Origin of the sequence: Actinoplanes sp. NPDC051633, from assembly GCF_040681735.1 — a bacterium.
Classification (GTDB): domain Bacteria; phylum Actinomycetota; class Actinomycetes; order Mycobacteriales; family Micromonosporaceae; genus Actinoplanes.
The window spans coordinates 1-14,291 of sequence record NZ_JBFAZH010000062.1; the positions used below are offsets into that span (position 1 = coordinate 1).

The window sequence follows — 14,291 nt, forward strand, 5'->3', positions numbered from 1 at the left end:
GCGCACTCATCCTCGTGGTCGCCCGGCTCTTCTTTCCCAACCACCGTGTCCTCCCCCGCCTTTGGGGCGAAATGCCGGAGGAGCGAAGCGACGACCAGCAAGCTCAGCTCAGCTGAACAGGCCGCCCAGCACGCCGCCCTGCTGCTGCTGGCCCTGGGCCGCGCCGGCGAACCCGCCCGGGGGCTCCTCCGACGGCTGGACCACGACGAAGCCCTGACCCGCGAAGCTCATCGTGAAGCGCTCGCCCGTGGTGCGGCCCATCAGCGTGCCCATGCCGAGCTGCTCGGCGCGGTGGTAGCCGGTCTGCAGGTTCGCCGACCAGCAGATCGCCGCCTGCGGGTCCACATAGGTCGGCTGGTCGACGTTCAGCACCACCGGTGTGCCCTTGGTCGTCACCGCGATCCGGCCGTAGCCGCTGAAGACGCAGTTGAACAGGCCGGCGTTGGAAAGCATCCCCGCGCCCTGCACCATCTTGATGTCGTACTGCAGGCTCGAGTCGAAGGCGAGCACGTTGGCGCCGTTGATCGACAGGGCGTCGCCCTGCTCGAGATCGATCAGGTGAATGTCGGCCGCGTTCTCGGCCAGGAAGACGTCGCCGTGGCCGCTGACCCGCATCAGCGGCACGCCCTCGCCGGTGAGCTTCTGCTTCAGGAATTTGCCGATGCCGCCGGAGCCGAGCGCCTCGAACTGCACCTGGCCCTGGTAGGCCACCATCGAGCCGGTGCGGGCCATGAAGTCGCCGTTGAGCTCGGCCTTGAGCAGCTTCGAGTTCTGCAGGCGGAGGCCGGGCTGCTGGCCCTCCTTCTCCAGGTTTTCGGCCGAGAAGAGTTCGCTGCGCATGTGACCTTTCCCCCTTGATGAGTGTGAAGCCAGGGTACGGGTCGACGACAAGAAGTGACCTCGGACGTTCAGACGTCAGCCCCACCCGAGCTCGTGCAGCCGGTGGTCGTCGATCCCGAAGTGATGGGCGATCTCGTGCACCACGGTGATCGCCACCTCGTCGATGACGTCGGTCTCCGACTCGCACACCTTCAGGGTCGGCACGCGATAGATGGTGATCCGGTCGGGCAGCACACCGGCGTAGTCCCAGCCGCGCTCGGTGAGGGCGTACCCCTCGTAGAGGCCGAGAAGGTCGTCGCTGCCGTCGGCCGGCAGATCCTCGACCAGCACCACCACGTTGTTCATCAGGCTGAGCAGCTCGACCGGGACCTCGTCGAGCGCCTCGCCGACCAGTTCCTCGAATCGTTCCCTGCTCATGTCGACCGGCACGATCACCATTGTGCCCGCCGGCCCCTGTCCGTAGGGGCCGGTGGGCACTGGGTCAGACGAGCACAGGTCAGGCGAGCTTTGCGGTCAGGGTGATCTGGGCGCCCGGCGAGAGCAGACGCGAGATCGGGCAGTTCTCCTTGGCGCCCTCGGCGATCTTCTGGAACGTGCCCTCGTCGATCCCGGGCACGGCGCCGACCGTGTCGAGGTCGATGCGGGTGACGCCGAAGCCGGCGTCGGTCTTGTCGAGGTGCACCTTGGCGGTGGTCTCCACCGAGGTCGGCGTGAAGCCGGCGTCGGCGAGGCCCTTGGAGAACGCCATCGAGAAGCAGCCGGAGTGCGCGGCGGCGATCAGTTCCTCGGGGTTCGTCCCCTCGCCCTCCTCGAAGCGCGACTTGAACGAGTAGTTCCCTTGGTAGCCGCCCTTGCCGGTGGTGACAGTGCCCGACCCCTCGGTCAGGTTGCCTTCCCAGCGAGCGGAAGCAGTGCGAATAGGCATGTCACCGACGCTAGTCCATCCGGCGGAAGCTGGCCGGTGGACCGGGCGGCGGTCATGATGGAACTCATGTCCACCGACAACCCTGTGCAACCGGCCCCGCCCACGGAGTCGGTCATCGAGTTCGGTGGCGCGCCGGAGGAGGCCGCGCCGGCCGCACGGGGGCGCCGCAGTGTCACCCAGCTCATGCGCGGCCTGGCCGCGGATCGTCGCACGGTGCCGCTGGCCGCGGCCGTGAGCGCCGTGGCGCTGCTCGCGTCGCTGATCTCGGAGTGGCAGACCACGGTGCTGAGCGGGTCGCGGTTCGAGGAGTTCGAGTCGGGCCGTCCGTGGACCGCCGGGATCACCGACCTGGGCGCTCTGGGCAGCGGTTACGTCGCCGGGCTGTTCGTGCTGGCCGCCGCTGTGGTGCTGGTGCTCTTCGGCCCGTCGGCCGGGCGCCGCCACCTGCGCCTGATCGGGTTGGCCGCGGGTGGCGTGCAGCTCGGTCTGATCGCGGCGACCGTTTCCGTGCTGGGCGAGTCGAGCAGGGTGGCCAGCGGATTGTTCTTCGTGGTCAGTGGGGATCCGGATGAGATTCAGCTGACGTACGGGCGGGGGATCTTCTGCGCCGTCCTCGGGGTGCTGGCGGCGATGCTGGCGCTCTGGCTGGCCGGTCGGCATCTGCCACCGGAGGTGCCGACCCGGGCGGCCGAGGAGGCGCCGCCGGAGGCCGCGGAGGTGTTGCCGGAGCCGGAGCAGGCGGGGTGGTCGTGGCGCCGCCCGGCTCGTGCGGAGCCGGCGGAGGACGAGCGGCCGGACGCGCCGATCGACCTGACCGTCTCGTCGGTCAACCCGTTCACCATGCGGAACGAGGATCGGGACAAGCCGGCCCAGCGCGACGAGTGATATCGGGATGAAGCGCGGTACGGCTCGCCGGTAGGCTCGACAATCGTGATTGACCTGCGTCTGCTTCGCGAAGATCCCGACCTGTTCCGTGCCGGCCAGCGGCTGCGCGGCGAGTCCACCGAGGTCGTGGACGACCTGTTGCGCGCCGACGAGGAGCGCCGGGCGGCCACGCAGCGCTTCGAGGCCGTGCGGGCGGAGCAGAAGTCGCTGGGCAAGCAGGTGGCCAAGGCGTCCGGCGACGAGCGGGCGGCGCTGCTCACGCGTACCAGGGAATTGGCTGCTGAGGTCAAGGCGGCCGAGACGGCCGCCGGCGAGGCCGACCAGGCACTTCGCCGGGCGCATCTCGCGGTGCCGAACGTGGTGGAGGACGGCGTGCCGGCCGGCGGCGAGGACGACTTCGTGGTGCTGCGCGAGGTCGGTGACATTCCGCACATCGAGGCGCCGAGGGACCATCTGGAGATCGGCGAGGCGCTGCGGGCGATCGACACCGAGCGCGGGGCGAAGGTGTCGGGGTCGCGGTTCTACTTCCTGACCGGGGTCGGCGCGCTGCTGCAGCTCGCGCTGTTGCAGATGGCCATCCAGCAGGCCGTGGAGCACGGTTTCACGCCGTCGATCACGCCGTCGCTGGTGCGGCCGGAGGCGATGGAGGGCACCGGGTTCCTGGGCGCGCACGCCAGCGAGGTGTACCGGCTGGAGGCGGACGACCTGTTCCTGGTGGGCACCTCGGAGGTGCCGCTGGCGGCGTACCACTCGAATGAGATCTTGGATCTGACGACTCCGGAGCGGTTCGCCGGCTGGTCGAGCTGCTATCGGCGTGAGGCCGGCTCCCACGGCAAGGATGTGCGCGGCATCCTGCGCGTGCACCAGTTCGACAAGGTCGAGATGTTCTCGTTCTGCCGGCCCGAGGAGGCGCAGGCCGAGCACCGGCGCCTGCTCGCGATGGAGGAGGAGATGCTGGCCAAGGTCGAGGTGCCCTACCGGGTGATCGACGTGGCGGCCGGCGATCTCGGCTCGAGCGCGACGCGGAAGTTCGACTGTGAGGCCTGGGTGCCGTCGCAGCGGCGGTACCGCGAGGTCACCTCGACGTCGAACTGCACCACCTACCAGGCGCGGCGGCTGAACATCCGCTACCGCGACGACGAGGGCCGCCCGCAGACCGCGGCGACGCTGAACGGCACGCTGGCCACCACCCGCTGGCTGATCCCGATCCTGGAGAACCACCAGCAGCCGGACGGGTCGGTGCGGGTGCCGAAGGCTTTGCAGCCGTTCCTCGGCGGCCGGGACGTACTTGAACCCCAGCGCTAACGAGAAGTCAATCGGCCCGCTACCTGAAGTAATAGGCGCAGGTGGGCGGGCCGGTGTAACGTTTTCCTTCCGCCCTCCGCGGGGGTCACGTTGACCCCGGAGGTTCGTATGGCCCGCCCCGGCCTTCCCAAGCTGATCGCCACCGATCTCGACGGCACCCTCGTCCGCAGTGACGACTCGGTGTCGGCCTACACCCATGAGGTGCTTGATCGGGTACGCGCGGCGGGCATCCGCATCGTCGGCGCGACCGGCCGTGGTCCCCGCCTCTCGTCTCTGACCCTCTCCGATGTGCGGGCGGCGGATTTCCTCGTCCTGGCGCACGGCGGCTGGGTCTACGACGTCTCCGATCCGCGTCCGCTGCGCGCCGCCCGGCTCTCCGGCGCCGCGCTCGCCACGGCGTTGACCGACCTGGAGGAGATCGTCGGGCCGCTCACCGTCATGGTGGAGGCGCTCGAACACGTCGGCGCCCCACTCTGGGGCACCCGCGCACCCAACTGGCGCTACGAGGTGGTCGTCGAGGAGCGGACCCGGCCCGAGTGCCTCGCCGGCGACGTGATCAAGGCCTATGCCTGCACGGCCGACCACAACGTCGACGACCTGCTGGCGATCGCCCGCCGAGTGATCCCGGCGGACGTGGCATCGGTCACCCAGGCGGGCCTGAACGTACTGGAGATCTGCCCGCCTTTCACCGACAAGGGCACCGGCCTGGCGGTGGTCGCCGAGACCATCGGCGTCGATCCCGCGGACGTCCTGGTCTTCGGCGACATGCCCAATGACCTGCCGATGTTCGCCTGGGCCGGCTGGCAGCGGGTGGCCGTGGCCAACGCACACCCGTCGGTCCTGGCGGCCGCCGACGAGGTGACGCTGACCAACGACGAGGACGGCGTGGCTCGATACCTGGACCGGCTACTGTCGAGGTGATGCCCGCTCCTTTCCGCCTCGTCGCGACCGACATCGACGGCACCCTCATCCGCAACGACGGCACGCTCAGCCCTCGCACCATCGACGTCATCGACCGGCTGCCGGTCCCGCTCGTCGTGGTCACCGGCCGTCCGGTCCGCTGGCTCGCCCAGCTGTACGACCAGATGGCCGAGCCGGTCCCGGCGGTGTGCGCGAACGGCGCGGTGGTCTACGACCCGGACACCGACTCGATCCTGCGGGCGAACCCCATGGACACGTCGCTGCTCGTCGAGGTGATCAAGAAGCTGCGCGAGGCGGTGCCCGACCTGACCCTGGCGGTGGAGGTCGAGGACGGCCGATCGTTCTGGCACGAGGACACCTGGCCGGTGCGGGCCATGAAAGACCATTCGCTCCGGGTGATCTCCTCACCCGAGGAGCTGACCTCGGCGCCGGCGGTGAAGCTGCTGGCCCGGTCGGCGTCGGCCGAGCCGGAGCAGTTCTTCGAGCTGGTGTCCCGGACCCTCGGCGGGATCGCGGAGGCCACGCACTCGTCGTCGTCCGCGCTGGCCGAGATCTCCGCCGTCGGGGTGACCAAGGCGGCCGGGCTGGCCTGGTTGTGCGAGCGGGAGGGCTTCGAGCCCGCCGACGTGCTGGCCTTCGGCGACATGCCCAACGACGTGCCGATGCTCACCTGGGCCGGGCGCTCGGTGGCGATGGGCAACGCGCACCCCGCGGTCCTCGACGTCGCTTCCGTGGTGACCGCCACGAACGAGGACGACGGGGTCGCGCGCTATCTCCGCGAGGTCTTCGACCTTTAGAGGTACTGCCCCGACTAGAGGTACTGCCCCGACCGGGCGTTCGCACTCTCCGGCCCGCCGGGCACCGGACCCATCGGGCCCATCGGCAGCGCCGGCCGCCCCTGGCCGCCGCGCATCTGCTCGAGCTGCAGGCGGGCCGCCATCTGCTGGGCGACCAGGGCCGCCTGGATGCCGTGGAAGAGGCCCTCGAGCCACCCGACCAGCTGGGCCTGCGCGATCCGCAGCTCGGCCTCGCTCGGCGGGGTGTCCCCCTCGAAGGGCAGCGACAGCCGCTCGAGCTCCTCGCGCAGCTCCGGGGCCAGGCCGTCCTCCAGCTCGGTGATCGAACGCTGGTGGATCTCGCGCAGGCGGCCCCGGCTCGCCTCGTCGAGCGGCGCCGCCCGGACCTCCTCGAGCAGCTGCTTGATCATGCTGCCGATGCGCATCACCTTGGCCGGCTGCTCGATCAGATTGCCCGGCTCCTCGGGGGCGAGGGTGCCGTCCGACTCGACCTTGCCCAGGGGACGGCCGTCGGGACCCACCACGATGACGCCGTCGTCCTGCTTGTCTTCGGTACGGGTGTCGTCGGTCATGCGTTCCATCATGTCGCAAGCAGTCTCGGCCGCAGCTCGGCCACCGCGCACTTGACGCTGCCCCCACCGCGCTTCAGCTCGCTCAACTCCACCGGAATCGGCTGATAACCGGCCGCGGCCAGCTTGTCCGCCATGTTCATGGCTTCCGCGTTGAGCACAACGTGGCGTCCGTCACTCACCAGGTTCAACCCGAACGCTTCGGCGTCCTCCCGGTCGGCGATCACCGCATCCGGGAAGAGCTGCGCGAGGATCCGTTGCGCCGCCGGGGAGAAGGCCTCCGGGTAGTACGTGATGTGCCGGTCGTCGAGCACGGCCAGCGCGGTGTCGAGGTGGTAGAACGCCGGGTCGACCAGCTTGAGCGAGAGCACCGGGCGGCCGAGCACCTCCTGCGCCTCGACATGGGCGGCCGGCTCGGTGCGGAAGCCGTGGCCGGCCAGGATCATCCCGCCGTATGCGCCGCTCAGGTAGGTGAAGTCACCCTCGCCCTCGTTGACCTGCGCCGGGTCGACGAAGGTCCACGGGCCGTTGCGGTAGAACACCGAGTGGTGCAGCGCCTCCGCGGACCGTTGCGGGTACCGGAACCGGGCGCCGTAGACGGTGCCGTCGACCGAGAAGGCTCCGTTGGCGGCGTAGACCATGTCGGGCAGGCCGGGCTGCGGGTCGAGGACGTGCACCGCGTGTCCCAGGTCGGTCAGCGTCTCGTGGAGCATGCGCCACTGCTTGACGGCCAGCGCGGCGTCGACCGCGACCGAGGTGTCCATCCAGGGATTGATGGCGTACTCGACCGTGAAGTGCTCCGGCGGACACATCAGATATGTCCTGTTACGCGGCAAGCGCTCCGTCTGGCTCATGAGGTAAAGGGTAGGTACGCTGACGGCGTGCGAAACAGCTCATAATCTTGCTCGTCGGAGGCGAATCGTTGCAGATGGACGCCGTGGACCAGCGAATCGTTGCGTTGCTGGTCGCCGATGCCCGAGCGTCGTATGCCGAGATAGGCGCCAAGGTGTCGTTGTCCGCGCCGGCGGTGAAGCGGCGAGTCGACCGGCTGCGCGCGCAAGGCGTGATCAAGGGATTCACCGCCGTCATCGACCCGGCAGCCGTCGGCTGGACGACCGAGGCGTTCGTGGAGCTGTTCTGCACTGGACGCACGACTCCGGCCCAGCTCACCGTGGCGACCAGGCGGCATCCGGAGGTCGTGGGGGCGTACACCGTGTCGGGTGACGCGGACGCGCTCGTGCATCTGCGGGCAGCGGACATCGGGCATCTGGAGCAAGCGCTGGAGCGGCTGCGGGCCGAGCCGTTCGTCACGTCGACCAAGAGCATGGTGGTGCTGTCACGGCTGGGTCCGTTCGAGTAGGAACCGTTTCGCGCCGGCGCGCGTCCCACCCGCATGCAGTCCTCAGCCCCGCCGCCGCCCTTGACCGGACCCAAGGCTGTCACAAAGTTCCTGGGCCTGGCCCTGGTCGCCACCTTGCCCCTCGTGGGCTGCACCTCGTCCGGCAAGGACCCGGACCCGGTGCCCACCACCCCGCGCGTGACCACCGCCCTGCGTCTGGTCGCCTTCGATTCGTGTGCACAGCTCCGCGACGATCTGCGCGCCGCGGCCAAGAAGTCCGTCGGGCCGTACGGTCTGGGCGGCGACGTGGTCGCGTTCGCGGCCGATGGCGCGATGCCGGAGGGCGCGCGGGCGGCCGCTCCCGCGAACGCGGCGGCGGACAAGGCCGCCACGCCGGAGTTCTCGGGTACGAACACCCACGAGGCCGGCGTCGACGAGCCCGACATCGTCAAGACCGACGGCCGGCGCATCGTCACCATCAGCCAGAACAAGCTGCTGGTGGTCGACGCCGCGTCCAAGAAGGTGACCGGCACGCTGCCCCTGGGTCAGGACGTCTACGGCGGGAACCTGCTGCTCTCGGGTGATCGCGCGCTGGTGCTGGTGGAAGCGGCGCAGGGCTTCTACGACGGTCCGTCCAGCCCGAAACGGCCGTACGCGTACGGCGTGGGCGGCACGAAGGTCATCCTGGTCGACCTCGCCGGATCGCCGCGCATCGTCAGCGAGTTCGAGAGCAACGCCCGGCTGATCGACGCCCGGCAGACCGGCGGCGCCGCCCGGGTCGTGCTGAGCTCGACGCCGCGCATCACCTTCCCCGACCTGCCGAACACCCGGGACGACCGGGACCGGATCAACGCGAACCGCAAGGCGATCGACCGGGCCGGCGTGGACGCCTGGCTGCCCGAGTGGTCGGTGACCACCGGCGGCACCGTCGAGAAGGGCCAGGTCGGCTGCGGTGACGTGCGCCGGCCGCCGGTGTACTCGGGCAAGTCGGTGCTCAGCGTGCTCACCTTCGACATCGCCGCGCCCAAGCTGGACAACGGCCGCCCGGTCGCGATCGTGGCCGACGGGGACACCGTGTACGGCACCCCGACCAGCCTCTACATCGCCAACGACCAGCGCTGGCGGTTCGACATCTGGCGCGGTGGCCGGGGCGACAAGCCGCCGGCGATCGAGACGGAGATCTTCCGGTTCGCCGTGACCGGCACCGAACCGCCGACCTACGAGGCCGCCGGCCAGGTGAAGGGCTGGCTGGTCAACCAGTACGCCATGTCCGAATGGGACGGTCATCTGCGGGTGGCCACCACGGACGACAACGCCGCGTCGTCCGCCGTGCGGGTGCTGCGCCCGGACGGGGACACGCTCAAGGAGGTCGGCTCGGTCGGCGGCCTGGGCAAGAACGAGAAGATCTACTCGGTCCGGTTCATCGGCGACCGCGGGTACGTGGTCACGTTCCGGCAGACCGACCCGCTCTACAGCCTCGATCTGAGCGACCCGGCCAAGCCGCGGGTCACCGGCGAGCTGAAGATCAACGGGTACTCCGCGCACTTGCAGCCGGTCGGCGAGGACCGGCTGATCGGGGTCGGGCAGGAGGCCGATGACCAGGGACGCCGGCAGGGCACCCAGGTGTCGCTGTTCGACGTGTCCGACCCGGCGGCGCCGCGTCGACTCGCCCAGCAGGTGGTGTCGTCCGGCTCCTCCGAGGCGGAGTACGACCCGCACGCGATCCTGTGGTGGCCCGCCACGAAGCTGTTCGTGGTGCCGATCAGCACGTACACGACGGTCGCGTCGGCCGGCGCGCTCGCGCTGACGGTGACCGACAGCGGCCTCACGCAGGCCGGCAAGCTCACCGCGCCGCTGGAGGCGGAGGGCTACTCACCACAGATCCGGCGCACGCTGGTCATCGGCAACGAGTTGTGGGCGCTCACCGAGACCGGCCTGCAGGCGTCGGCGCTGTCCAACCTGGAACCGGTCGCCACGCTCAAGTTCTAGAGGTACATCCCCGGGCGGTGGTCGCCGTCCGGGGTCGGATGCACGGCGGGTTTGTCGCCCTCCCCGAAGAAGCGCTTGCCGCCGAACTCGCCGTGCAGCCGGTCGTCCAGCTCGTCGGCCAGGCCGGTCATCACCTGCACGGCGAGCATGAGGTGGGCGGCCTGGAAGTTGCGGCCGAAGACCGGGATGGACGCCCACACCGTGTCCTGCGCGCAGTAGAGCCGGCCGATCGGCATGCGGTTGGTGAGCTCGGAAAGCTTCACGTAGAGCTGCTCGGTCGGCTCGACCTCGGTGAGGATCGGCGAGAACACGTCGACCAGCGGCGGGTTGTCGCGGACCCGGACGAAGACCATCGCACTGCCCGCGCGGATGCCGATGTCGCCGTCGGCGTCCTCCTGGAGCTGGTCGACCGTGGTCTTCGACATCGTCGCGACGACCGTGCGGACGCGTTCCTCGAGCGGGATCGCCTCCTCCGCGGCGTGGGCCAGCGCGGCGGCGCCCTGCAGTTCGTCGAGGTTGAGCCCCTCCTCGAGGGAGGGCTCGTGGCGGGCCGTGCCGAGCGGCTCGGTGTCGATCGGCTCGTCGTCGATGTCGTGGACCAGGTAGACGAGGAAGGCGGGGTGCGGCGCGCCGTACACGTCGCGCAGCGTGCGGGAGACCATGGTCGCGATCTTCGGGGCCTGGTCCACCGTGGTACGCAGGCCGAACGACTCGCCGGAGTCGGGCAGCACGCCGGGCGGCGACCAGCCGAGCGCGACCAGGTCGGCGACCGCGGCCCGATCCATCCGGTAGCCGGCGGGCAGCTCGGCGTTGCCCACCGCGAGCGCCTCCAGGACGCCGTCGTCGAGCACGCGCATGCTGACCGAGTAGATCGCGGCGCCGGTGCCCGAGGCCGTCGGGTCGAGCGTGACGTCGACATGGGCGCCGGCGGTCAGCTTGGGGATCAGCGCGGCGAGCGCACCGGCGAACTCCCGCCACGCCTCGGTCACCTTGGCGCGCAGGTCAGCAGTGGTGGGCTCGTCGAGCAGAATGCCCTCGGGCTGGTCACCGGTCGAGTCGACGGTCATGCCAGCCACCCTATTGCGTTTCCGTTTCGCCTTTGGCCCCCGCCCAGTTCTTCGCGAGCGACGAGATGCGCGCGGCCACGTCGGCGGGGTCCGCTCCGCGACCCACGGCCACTCCCATCAGGTACGCGGTGACCGGCGCGCCGGGCCGCAGCACCTGGTGCGCGACGTCGCGGGCGACGTCGAGGATCTGCCGGGTCTGCTCGTCCTCGGGCCGGAGGCCCAGCTCCTCGACGGCGGCATTGACCCAGACGTCCAGCTCGTTCATGCCCATCCCTTTCAGCCGGCTCGGCCCGCGCAGCTTGCCCGGCTCGGCCCGCTCAGCTGGCCCACTCTTCGGCGGTGCGCAGGTCGTCGTCGGTGTCGCAGTCGAACCACGGCGGTGGTCCGGGCCGCCGCCAGGACACCTCCGCGACCCGCAGGTGCTCCATCAGCTCCCGCACCGAGGCGCCGTGCAGGTGCCCCCGCTCGGCGGTCAGTTTGTCGAGCGCGTCACGCAGCGCCTGGGTCCGCCATACCCCGCAAAGCATCTGGCGACGCCCCTCGGCGTCGCGATAGACCGCGCCCTGCATCGGCGCCGACTCCGCGGTCAGGCGCAGCACGTCGATGGCCTCGCCGGTGAGAAACGGAAGGTCGGCCGCCAGCAGCGCGGTGTAGGTCACGTGCGTCGGCACCAGCGCCAGACCGGCAGCCGTAGCGGCGACGGGGCCGCCGCCGGGCGGGTCCTCACGGGTGGCGTGCACCTGCACGGGCAGGTCGGGCGGCACCCGGCCGACCACCACCCGCGGATCGGCGTCGTGCACCGCGGCCAGCACACGGGACAGCATCGGCTGGCCCGCGACGGGCAGGGCCGGCTTGTCCGCACCGCCCATCCGCCGCGCCGCTCCGCCGGCCAGCACCACCGCCGCAAATCCCCCCACGCACTTACCGTATCCCGAGCGTGACCACGCGCGGCGGGCACTCAGCCGCCCTCGCCACCACTGCGCGACCGGCCCCGGCGCGCCTACGCTCCAGTCATGGCCCGGACGATGAACCGCCGCCCAGTGGTGAAGATCAATCTCGACACCGCCGCGGAACCCCGCAGGCGGCCGGACGACTTGGCCGCCGAGGAGCCGCTGGAGATCCGGATCCGAAAGGCGCCGCTGGCGGTGACCATGCGGACGCCGGGTCAGGACATCGATCTGGCCATGGGTTTCCTGCTCACCGAGGGCGTGATCGGCTCGGCCGGCGACGTGGTGACCGCCCAGCTCTGCGCCGGCACGGACACGCCGAACACCTACAACGTGGTCGACGTGGTGCTCGGGGAGGACGTCCCGCCGCCGGTCACGGACCCGACCCGCAACTTCTACACGACCTCCTCCTGCGGGGTCTGCGGAAAGGCCAGCATCGATGCGGTCCGCACTCGATCACGGTTCGACATCACCACCGACGGCGTTTCCGTCACAGCTCAGACACTTGCCTCCCTTCCGGACAAATTGCGCGCGGCCCAGCGGACCTTCGACCGGACCGGCGGCCTGCACGCCGCCGGACTCTTCACCGCGGGCGGCGACCTGCTCGTGCTGCGCGAAGACGTGGGACGGCACAACGCCGTGGACAAGGTCATCGGCTGGGCGGTGCGCGAGGACCGGCTGCCGCTGACCGGGCACGTGCTGCTGGTGTCGGGCCGGGCCAGCTTCGAGCTGACCCAGAAGGCGTGGATGGCCGGGATACCGCTGCTCGCGGCGGTCTCGGCGCCCAGCACGCTGGCCGCGGAACTGGCCGACGAAGCCGGGATGACGCTGGTCGGCTTCCTGCGTGGCCCATCGATGAACGTGTATGCTGGAGCCCATCGCGTCACCGTCTGACCTCCTGCCGGTAACGCCTCCGGCCATCCACGTTCATCCATGCTCGCGAGGCTGCCGGTATGGCACTCAACCGACGCACCCTCATCCTGGGCAGCGCGGCCGCAGCGGCGGCCGGCGCCGCGACCACGTGGCCACTGGCCGCGATCGCCGCACCGTATGCCGGCCCGCTGCGCACCGACCCGTTCACCCTCGGCGTGGCATCCGGCGACCCGAAGCCCGACGGCTTCGTCCTGTGGACCCGGCTCGCCACCACGCCTCTGGCCGACGACAGTCTCGGCGGCATGCCGAGTCGCGCGGTCCAGGTCGAGTGGTAGGTCGCCGCCGACGAGCGATTCCGCCGCGTGGTGGGGCGGGGCGTGGCGACGGCGACCCCGGCGCACGCGCACGCGATCCACGTGGTGCTGCGCGGTCTGCCGCCGGGCCACGAATTCTTCTACCGCTTCCGGGCCGAAGGCTTCGTCTCCGCGGTCGGGCGTACCCGGACCGCCCCGCCGCCCTGGGCGCTGCCGGCGACGCTGGCGATGTCGTTCGCCTCCTGCTCGCAGTACGAGCACGGCTACTTCACCGCCTACCGCCACCTGGCCGCCGACGAGCCGGAGCTGGTCCTGCACCTCGGCGACTACCAGTACGAGTATCAGGCCGGCGTCTACACCATCCCGGGCGGCAACCCACGCGACCACGAGGGCCCGGAGACGGTGACCCTGGCCAACTACCGGCAGCGGCACGCGCAGTACAAATCCGATCCCGATCTGCAGGCCGCGCACGCCGTCGCGCCGTGGGCGGTGGTCTTCGACGACCACGAGATCGAGAACAACTGGGCCGACGAGGTGCCCGAGCGGCCCGACCCGGGCTTCCTCGCTCGCCGGGCGGCGGCGTTCCAGGCGTACTGGGAGAACATGCCGCTGCGCCGCAGCTCGATCCCGCAGGGCATCGACATGCAGCTCTACCGACGGATCCGCTGGGGGCGGCTGGCCACCTTCCACATGCTCGACACCCGGCAGTACCGCGACGACCAGGGCTGCGGTGACGGGTACAAGGACTGCCCGGCCGCCACCGACCCCGCCCGCACGATCACCGGCGCCGAGCAGGAGCAGTGGCTGATCAACGGGTTCCGCCGTTCGGACGCCCGCTGGGACGTACTCGGCCAGCAGGTCTTCTTCGGCAAGCGGGACAACAACTCCGGCCCGGCCGAGGTGGTCAGCATGGACTCCTGGGACGGGTACGCGGCCTCGCGCGACCGGATCACCCGGGGGTGGGTGGACGCCGGCGTACGCAATGCGGTGGTCCTCACCGGCGACGTCCACGCCCACTGGGCCGACGAACTCAAGCTCGATTGGCGCGACCCGACCTCCCGCACGGTCGGCAGCGAGCTGGTCTGCTCGTCGATCACCTCGACCGGCGACGGCGCGGACGTGCCGAGCGGGCAGCACCCCTGGTCGCCGTGGAACCCGCACCTGCGCTTCTACAACAACCAGCGCGGATACGTCCGCACCACGATCACCCGCTCGTCCATGACCGCGGACTTCCAGGTGGTGCCCTATGTGACCCGGCCCGGCGCGCCCGTGCACACCCGGGCGACGTTCGTGATCGAGGACCGTGTGCCCGGCCTGCACCAGACGGCCGAAAGCGCCACGCCCGGCGGTTTGTCCCTCGGGAGCCAGGACCTGGGCGAGGCGACGGTACGCCAGGAGACCGAGCGCCCGTAGCCGGATCATGCGGCCCTCCGGCCCGGCCATTCACCCAAGGTGGCCGGGTCGAGGCCGCGGCGCACGATCTCGTCCATGATTTTGGCGGGTCCGTAGTCCGGTTCGAC

The 14,291-nt window shown here is 70.6% G+C and carries 16 protein-coding genes and 1 pseudogene; 9 read left to right on the forward strand and 8 right to left on the reverse strand.

What is annotated here, in order from left to right; translation table 11 throughout:
* Nucleotides 1–108 precede the first annotated feature (108 nt).
* The 3 genes from AB0M20_RS06215 to AB0M20_RS06225 form a co-directional block, all read right to left on the reverse strand.
* Nucleotides 109–840, reverse strand: coding sequence for an AIM24 family protein (locus tag AB0M20_RS06215; RefSeq protein WP_364294588.1), 732 nt, complete (start codon nucleotides 838–840; stop codon nucleotides 109–111).
* 75 nt (nucleotides 841–915) lie between these two features.
* The gene (locus AB0M20_RS06220) at nucleotides 916–1,278 is read right to left on the reverse strand and encodes a metallopeptidase family protein (protein WP_364294591.1); all 363 of its coding nucleotides are present in this window, start codon (nucleotides 1,276–1,278) and stop codon (nucleotides 916–918) included.
* A 58-nt stretch (nucleotides 1,279–1,336) separates the two neighbouring features.
* Nucleotides 1,337–1,765 carry an OsmC family protein gene (locus AB0M20_RS06225; protein WP_364294594.1) on the reverse strand — a complete coding sequence of 143 codons (429 nt, stop codon included), beginning with the start codon at nucleotides 1,763–1,765 and terminating at the stop codon, nucleotides 1,337–1,339.
* Between the two features lie 66 nt (nucleotides 1,766–1,831).
* On the opposite strand from AB0M20_RS06225, the gene AB0M20_RS06230 reads away from it, so the two are divergent.
* The 4 genes from AB0M20_RS06230 (at nucleotide 1,832) to AB0M20_RS06245 (ending at nucleotide 5,673) form a co-directional block, all read left to right on the forward strand.
* Nucleotides 1,832–2,650 (forward strand): hypothetical protein, encoded by an 819-nt coding sequence (locus AB0M20_RS06230; protein WP_364294597.1) that lies wholly within the window; start codon nucleotides 1,832–1,834, stop codon nucleotides 2,648–2,650.
* A 45-nt stretch (nucleotides 2,651–2,695) separates the two neighbouring features.
* Complete coding sequence (gene serS, locus AB0M20_RS06235; protein WP_364294600.1) at nucleotides 2,696–3,955, forward strand: serine--tRNA ligase; 1,260 nt, start codon at nucleotides 2,696–2,698, stop codon at nucleotides 3,953–3,955.
* A gap of 108 nt (nucleotides 3,956–4,063) precedes the next feature.
* The gene (locus AB0M20_RS06240) at nucleotides 4,064–4,876 is read left to right on the forward strand and encodes an HAD family hydrolase (protein ID WP_364294603.1); all 813 of its coding nucleotides are present in this window, start codon (nucleotides 4,064–4,066) and stop codon (nucleotides 4,874–4,876) included.
* Entirely contained in the window at nucleotides 4,876–5,673 is a 798-nt protein-coding gene (locus tag AB0M20_RS06245) for an HAD family hydrolase (protein ID WP_364294606.1), read from the forward strand. The genes AB0M20_RS06240 and AB0M20_RS06245 overlap by 1 nt, the downstream gene beginning before the upstream one ends.
* A 14-nt stretch (nucleotides 5,674–5,687) precedes the next feature.
* Here AB0M20_RS06245 and AB0M20_RS06250 read toward each other — a convergent pair whose 3' ends face one another.
* Nucleotides 5,688–6,245, reverse strand: coding sequence for a bacterial proteasome activator family protein (locus AB0M20_RS06250; protein WP_364294609.1), 558 nt, complete (start codon nucleotides 6,243–6,245; stop codon nucleotides 5,688–5,690).
* A gap of 8 nt (nucleotides 6,246–6,253) precedes the next feature.
* A complete protein-coding gene (gene ddaH, locus AB0M20_RS06255) occupies nucleotides 6,254–7,096 on the reverse strand; it encodes a dimethylargininase (protein WP_364294612.1) in 843 nt (280 codons plus the stop codon).
* A gap of 68 nt (nucleotides 7,097–7,164) precedes the next feature.
* Here ddaH and AB0M20_RS06260 point away from each other — a divergent pair, with 68 nt between their 5' ends.
* Complete coding sequence (locus AB0M20_RS06260; RefSeq protein WP_364294615.1) at nucleotides 7,165–7,602, forward strand: Lrp/AsnC family transcriptional regulator; 438 nt, start codon at nucleotides 7,165–7,167, stop codon at nucleotides 7,600–7,602.
* 33 nt (nucleotides 7,603–7,635) lie between these two features.
* Complete coding sequence (locus tag AB0M20_RS06265; RefSeq protein ID WP_364294618.1) at nucleotides 7,636–9,570, forward strand: beta-propeller domain-containing protein; 1,935 nt, start codon at nucleotides 7,636–7,638, stop codon at nucleotides 9,568–9,570.
* On the opposite strand, the gene AB0M20_RS06270 is transcribed toward AB0M20_RS06265, so the two are convergent.
* Genes AB0M20_RS06270 through AB0M20_RS06280 form a run of 3 tightly spaced genes read right to left on the reverse strand, consistent with a single transcriptional unit; the run spans nucleotide 9,567 to nucleotide 11,554 of the window.
* Nucleotides 9,567–10,637 carry a hypothetical protein gene (locus AB0M20_RS06270; RefSeq protein ID WP_364294621.1) on the reverse strand — a complete coding sequence of 357 codons (1,071 nt, stop codon included), beginning with the start codon at nucleotides 10,635–10,637 and terminating at the stop codon, nucleotides 9,567–9,569. The genes AB0M20_RS06265 and AB0M20_RS06270 overlap by 4 nt on opposite strands.
* A 10-nt stretch (nucleotides 10,638–10,647) precedes the next feature.
* Nucleotides 10,648–10,902, reverse strand: coding sequence for a DUF6457 domain-containing protein (locus AB0M20_RS06275; protein ID WP_364294624.1), 255 nt, complete (start codon nucleotides 10,900–10,902; stop codon nucleotides 10,648–10,650).
* 52 nt (nucleotides 10,903–10,954) lie between these two features.
* Nucleotides 10,955–11,554 carry an NTP transferase domain-containing protein gene (locus AB0M20_RS06280; protein ID WP_364294627.1) on the reverse strand — a complete coding sequence of 200 codons (600 nt, stop codon included), beginning with the start codon at nucleotides 11,552–11,554 and terminating at the stop codon, nucleotides 10,955–10,957.
* A 96-nt stretch (nucleotides 11,555–11,650) separates the two neighbouring features.
* Here AB0M20_RS06280 and fdhD point away from each other — a divergent pair, with 96 nt between their 5' ends.
* From fdhD to AB0M20_RS06295, 3 genes and pseudogenes are all read left to right on the forward strand, one after another.
* Nucleotides 11,651–12,478 (forward strand): formate dehydrogenase accessory sulfurtransferase FdhD, encoded by an 828-nt coding sequence (fdhD, locus tag AB0M20_RS06285; RefSeq protein ID WP_364294630.1) that lies wholly within the window; start codon nucleotides 11,651–11,653, stop codon nucleotides 12,476–12,478.
* 59 nt (nucleotides 12,479–12,537) lie between these two features.
* Nucleotides 12,538–12,951 (forward strand): annotated as a pseudogene (locus AB0M20_RS06290) (PhoD-like phosphatase N-terminal domain-containing protein); the annotation flags it as partial.
* A gap of 48 nt (nucleotides 12,952–12,999) precedes the next feature.
* Nucleotides 13,000–14,184 (forward strand): alkaline phosphatase D family protein, encoded by a 1,185-nt coding sequence (locus tag AB0M20_RS06295; protein ID WP_364294633.1) that lies wholly within the window; start codon nucleotides 13,000–13,002, stop codon nucleotides 14,182–14,184.
* Nucleotides 14,185–14,291: the final 107 nt, after the last annotated feature.

Excerpts from the sequence above, each read along its gene's own strand:
- AB0M20_RS06225 (WP_364294594.1), bottom strand. The coding sequence starts at position 1,765 with ATGCCTATTCGCACTGCTTCCGCTCGCTGGGAAGGCAACCTGACCGAG.
- AB0M20_RS06275 (WP_364294624.1), bottom strand. The coding sequence starts at position 10,902 with ATGAACGAGCTGGACGTCTGGGTCAATGCCGCCGTCGAGGAGCTGGGC.
- AB0M20_RS06265 (WP_364294618.1), top strand. The coding sequence starts at position 7,636 with ATGCAGTCCTCAGCCCCGCCGCCGCCCTTGACCGGACCCAAGGCTGTC.
- AB0M20_RS06270 (WP_364294621.1), bottom strand. The coding sequence starts at position 10,637 with ATGACCGTCGACTCGACCGGTGACCAGCCCGAGGGCATTCTGCTCGAC.
- AB0M20_RS06245 (WP_364294606.1), top strand. The coding sequence starts at position 4,876 with ATGCCCGCTCCTTTCCGCCTCGTCGCGACCGACATCGACGGCACCCTC.
- AB0M20_RS06240 (WP_364294603.1), top strand. The coding sequence starts at position 4,064 with ATGGCCCGCCCCGGCCTTCCCAAGCTGATCGCCACCGATCTCGACGGC.
- fdhD (WP_364294630.1), top strand. The coding sequence starts at position 11,651 with ATGGCCCGGACGATGAACCGCCGCCCAGTGGTGAAGATCAATCTCGAC.
- AB0M20_RS06220 (WP_364294591.1), bottom strand. The coding sequence starts at position 1,278 with ATGGTGATCGTGCCGGTCGACATGAGCAGGGAACGATTCGAGGAACTG.
- AB0M20_RS06230 (WP_364294597.1), top strand. The coding sequence starts at position 1,832 with ATGTCCACCGACAACCCTGTGCAACCGGCCCCGCCCACGGAGTCGGTC.
- AB0M20_RS06295 (WP_364294633.1), top strand. The coding sequence starts at position 13,000 with ATGTCGTTCGCCTCCTGCTCGCAGTACGAGCACGGCTACTTCACCGCC.
- AB0M20_RS06215 (WP_364294588.1), bottom strand. The coding sequence starts at position 840 with ATGCGCAGCGAACTCTTCTCGGCCGAAAACCTGGAGAAGGAGGGCCAG.
- ddaH (WP_364294612.1), bottom strand. The coding sequence starts at position 7,096 with ATGAGCCAGACGGAGCGCTTGCCGCGTAACAGGACATATCTGATGTGT.
- AB0M20_RS06250 (WP_364294609.1), bottom strand. The coding sequence starts at position 6,245 with ATGACCGACGACACCCGTACCGAAGACAAGCAGGACGACGGCGTCATC.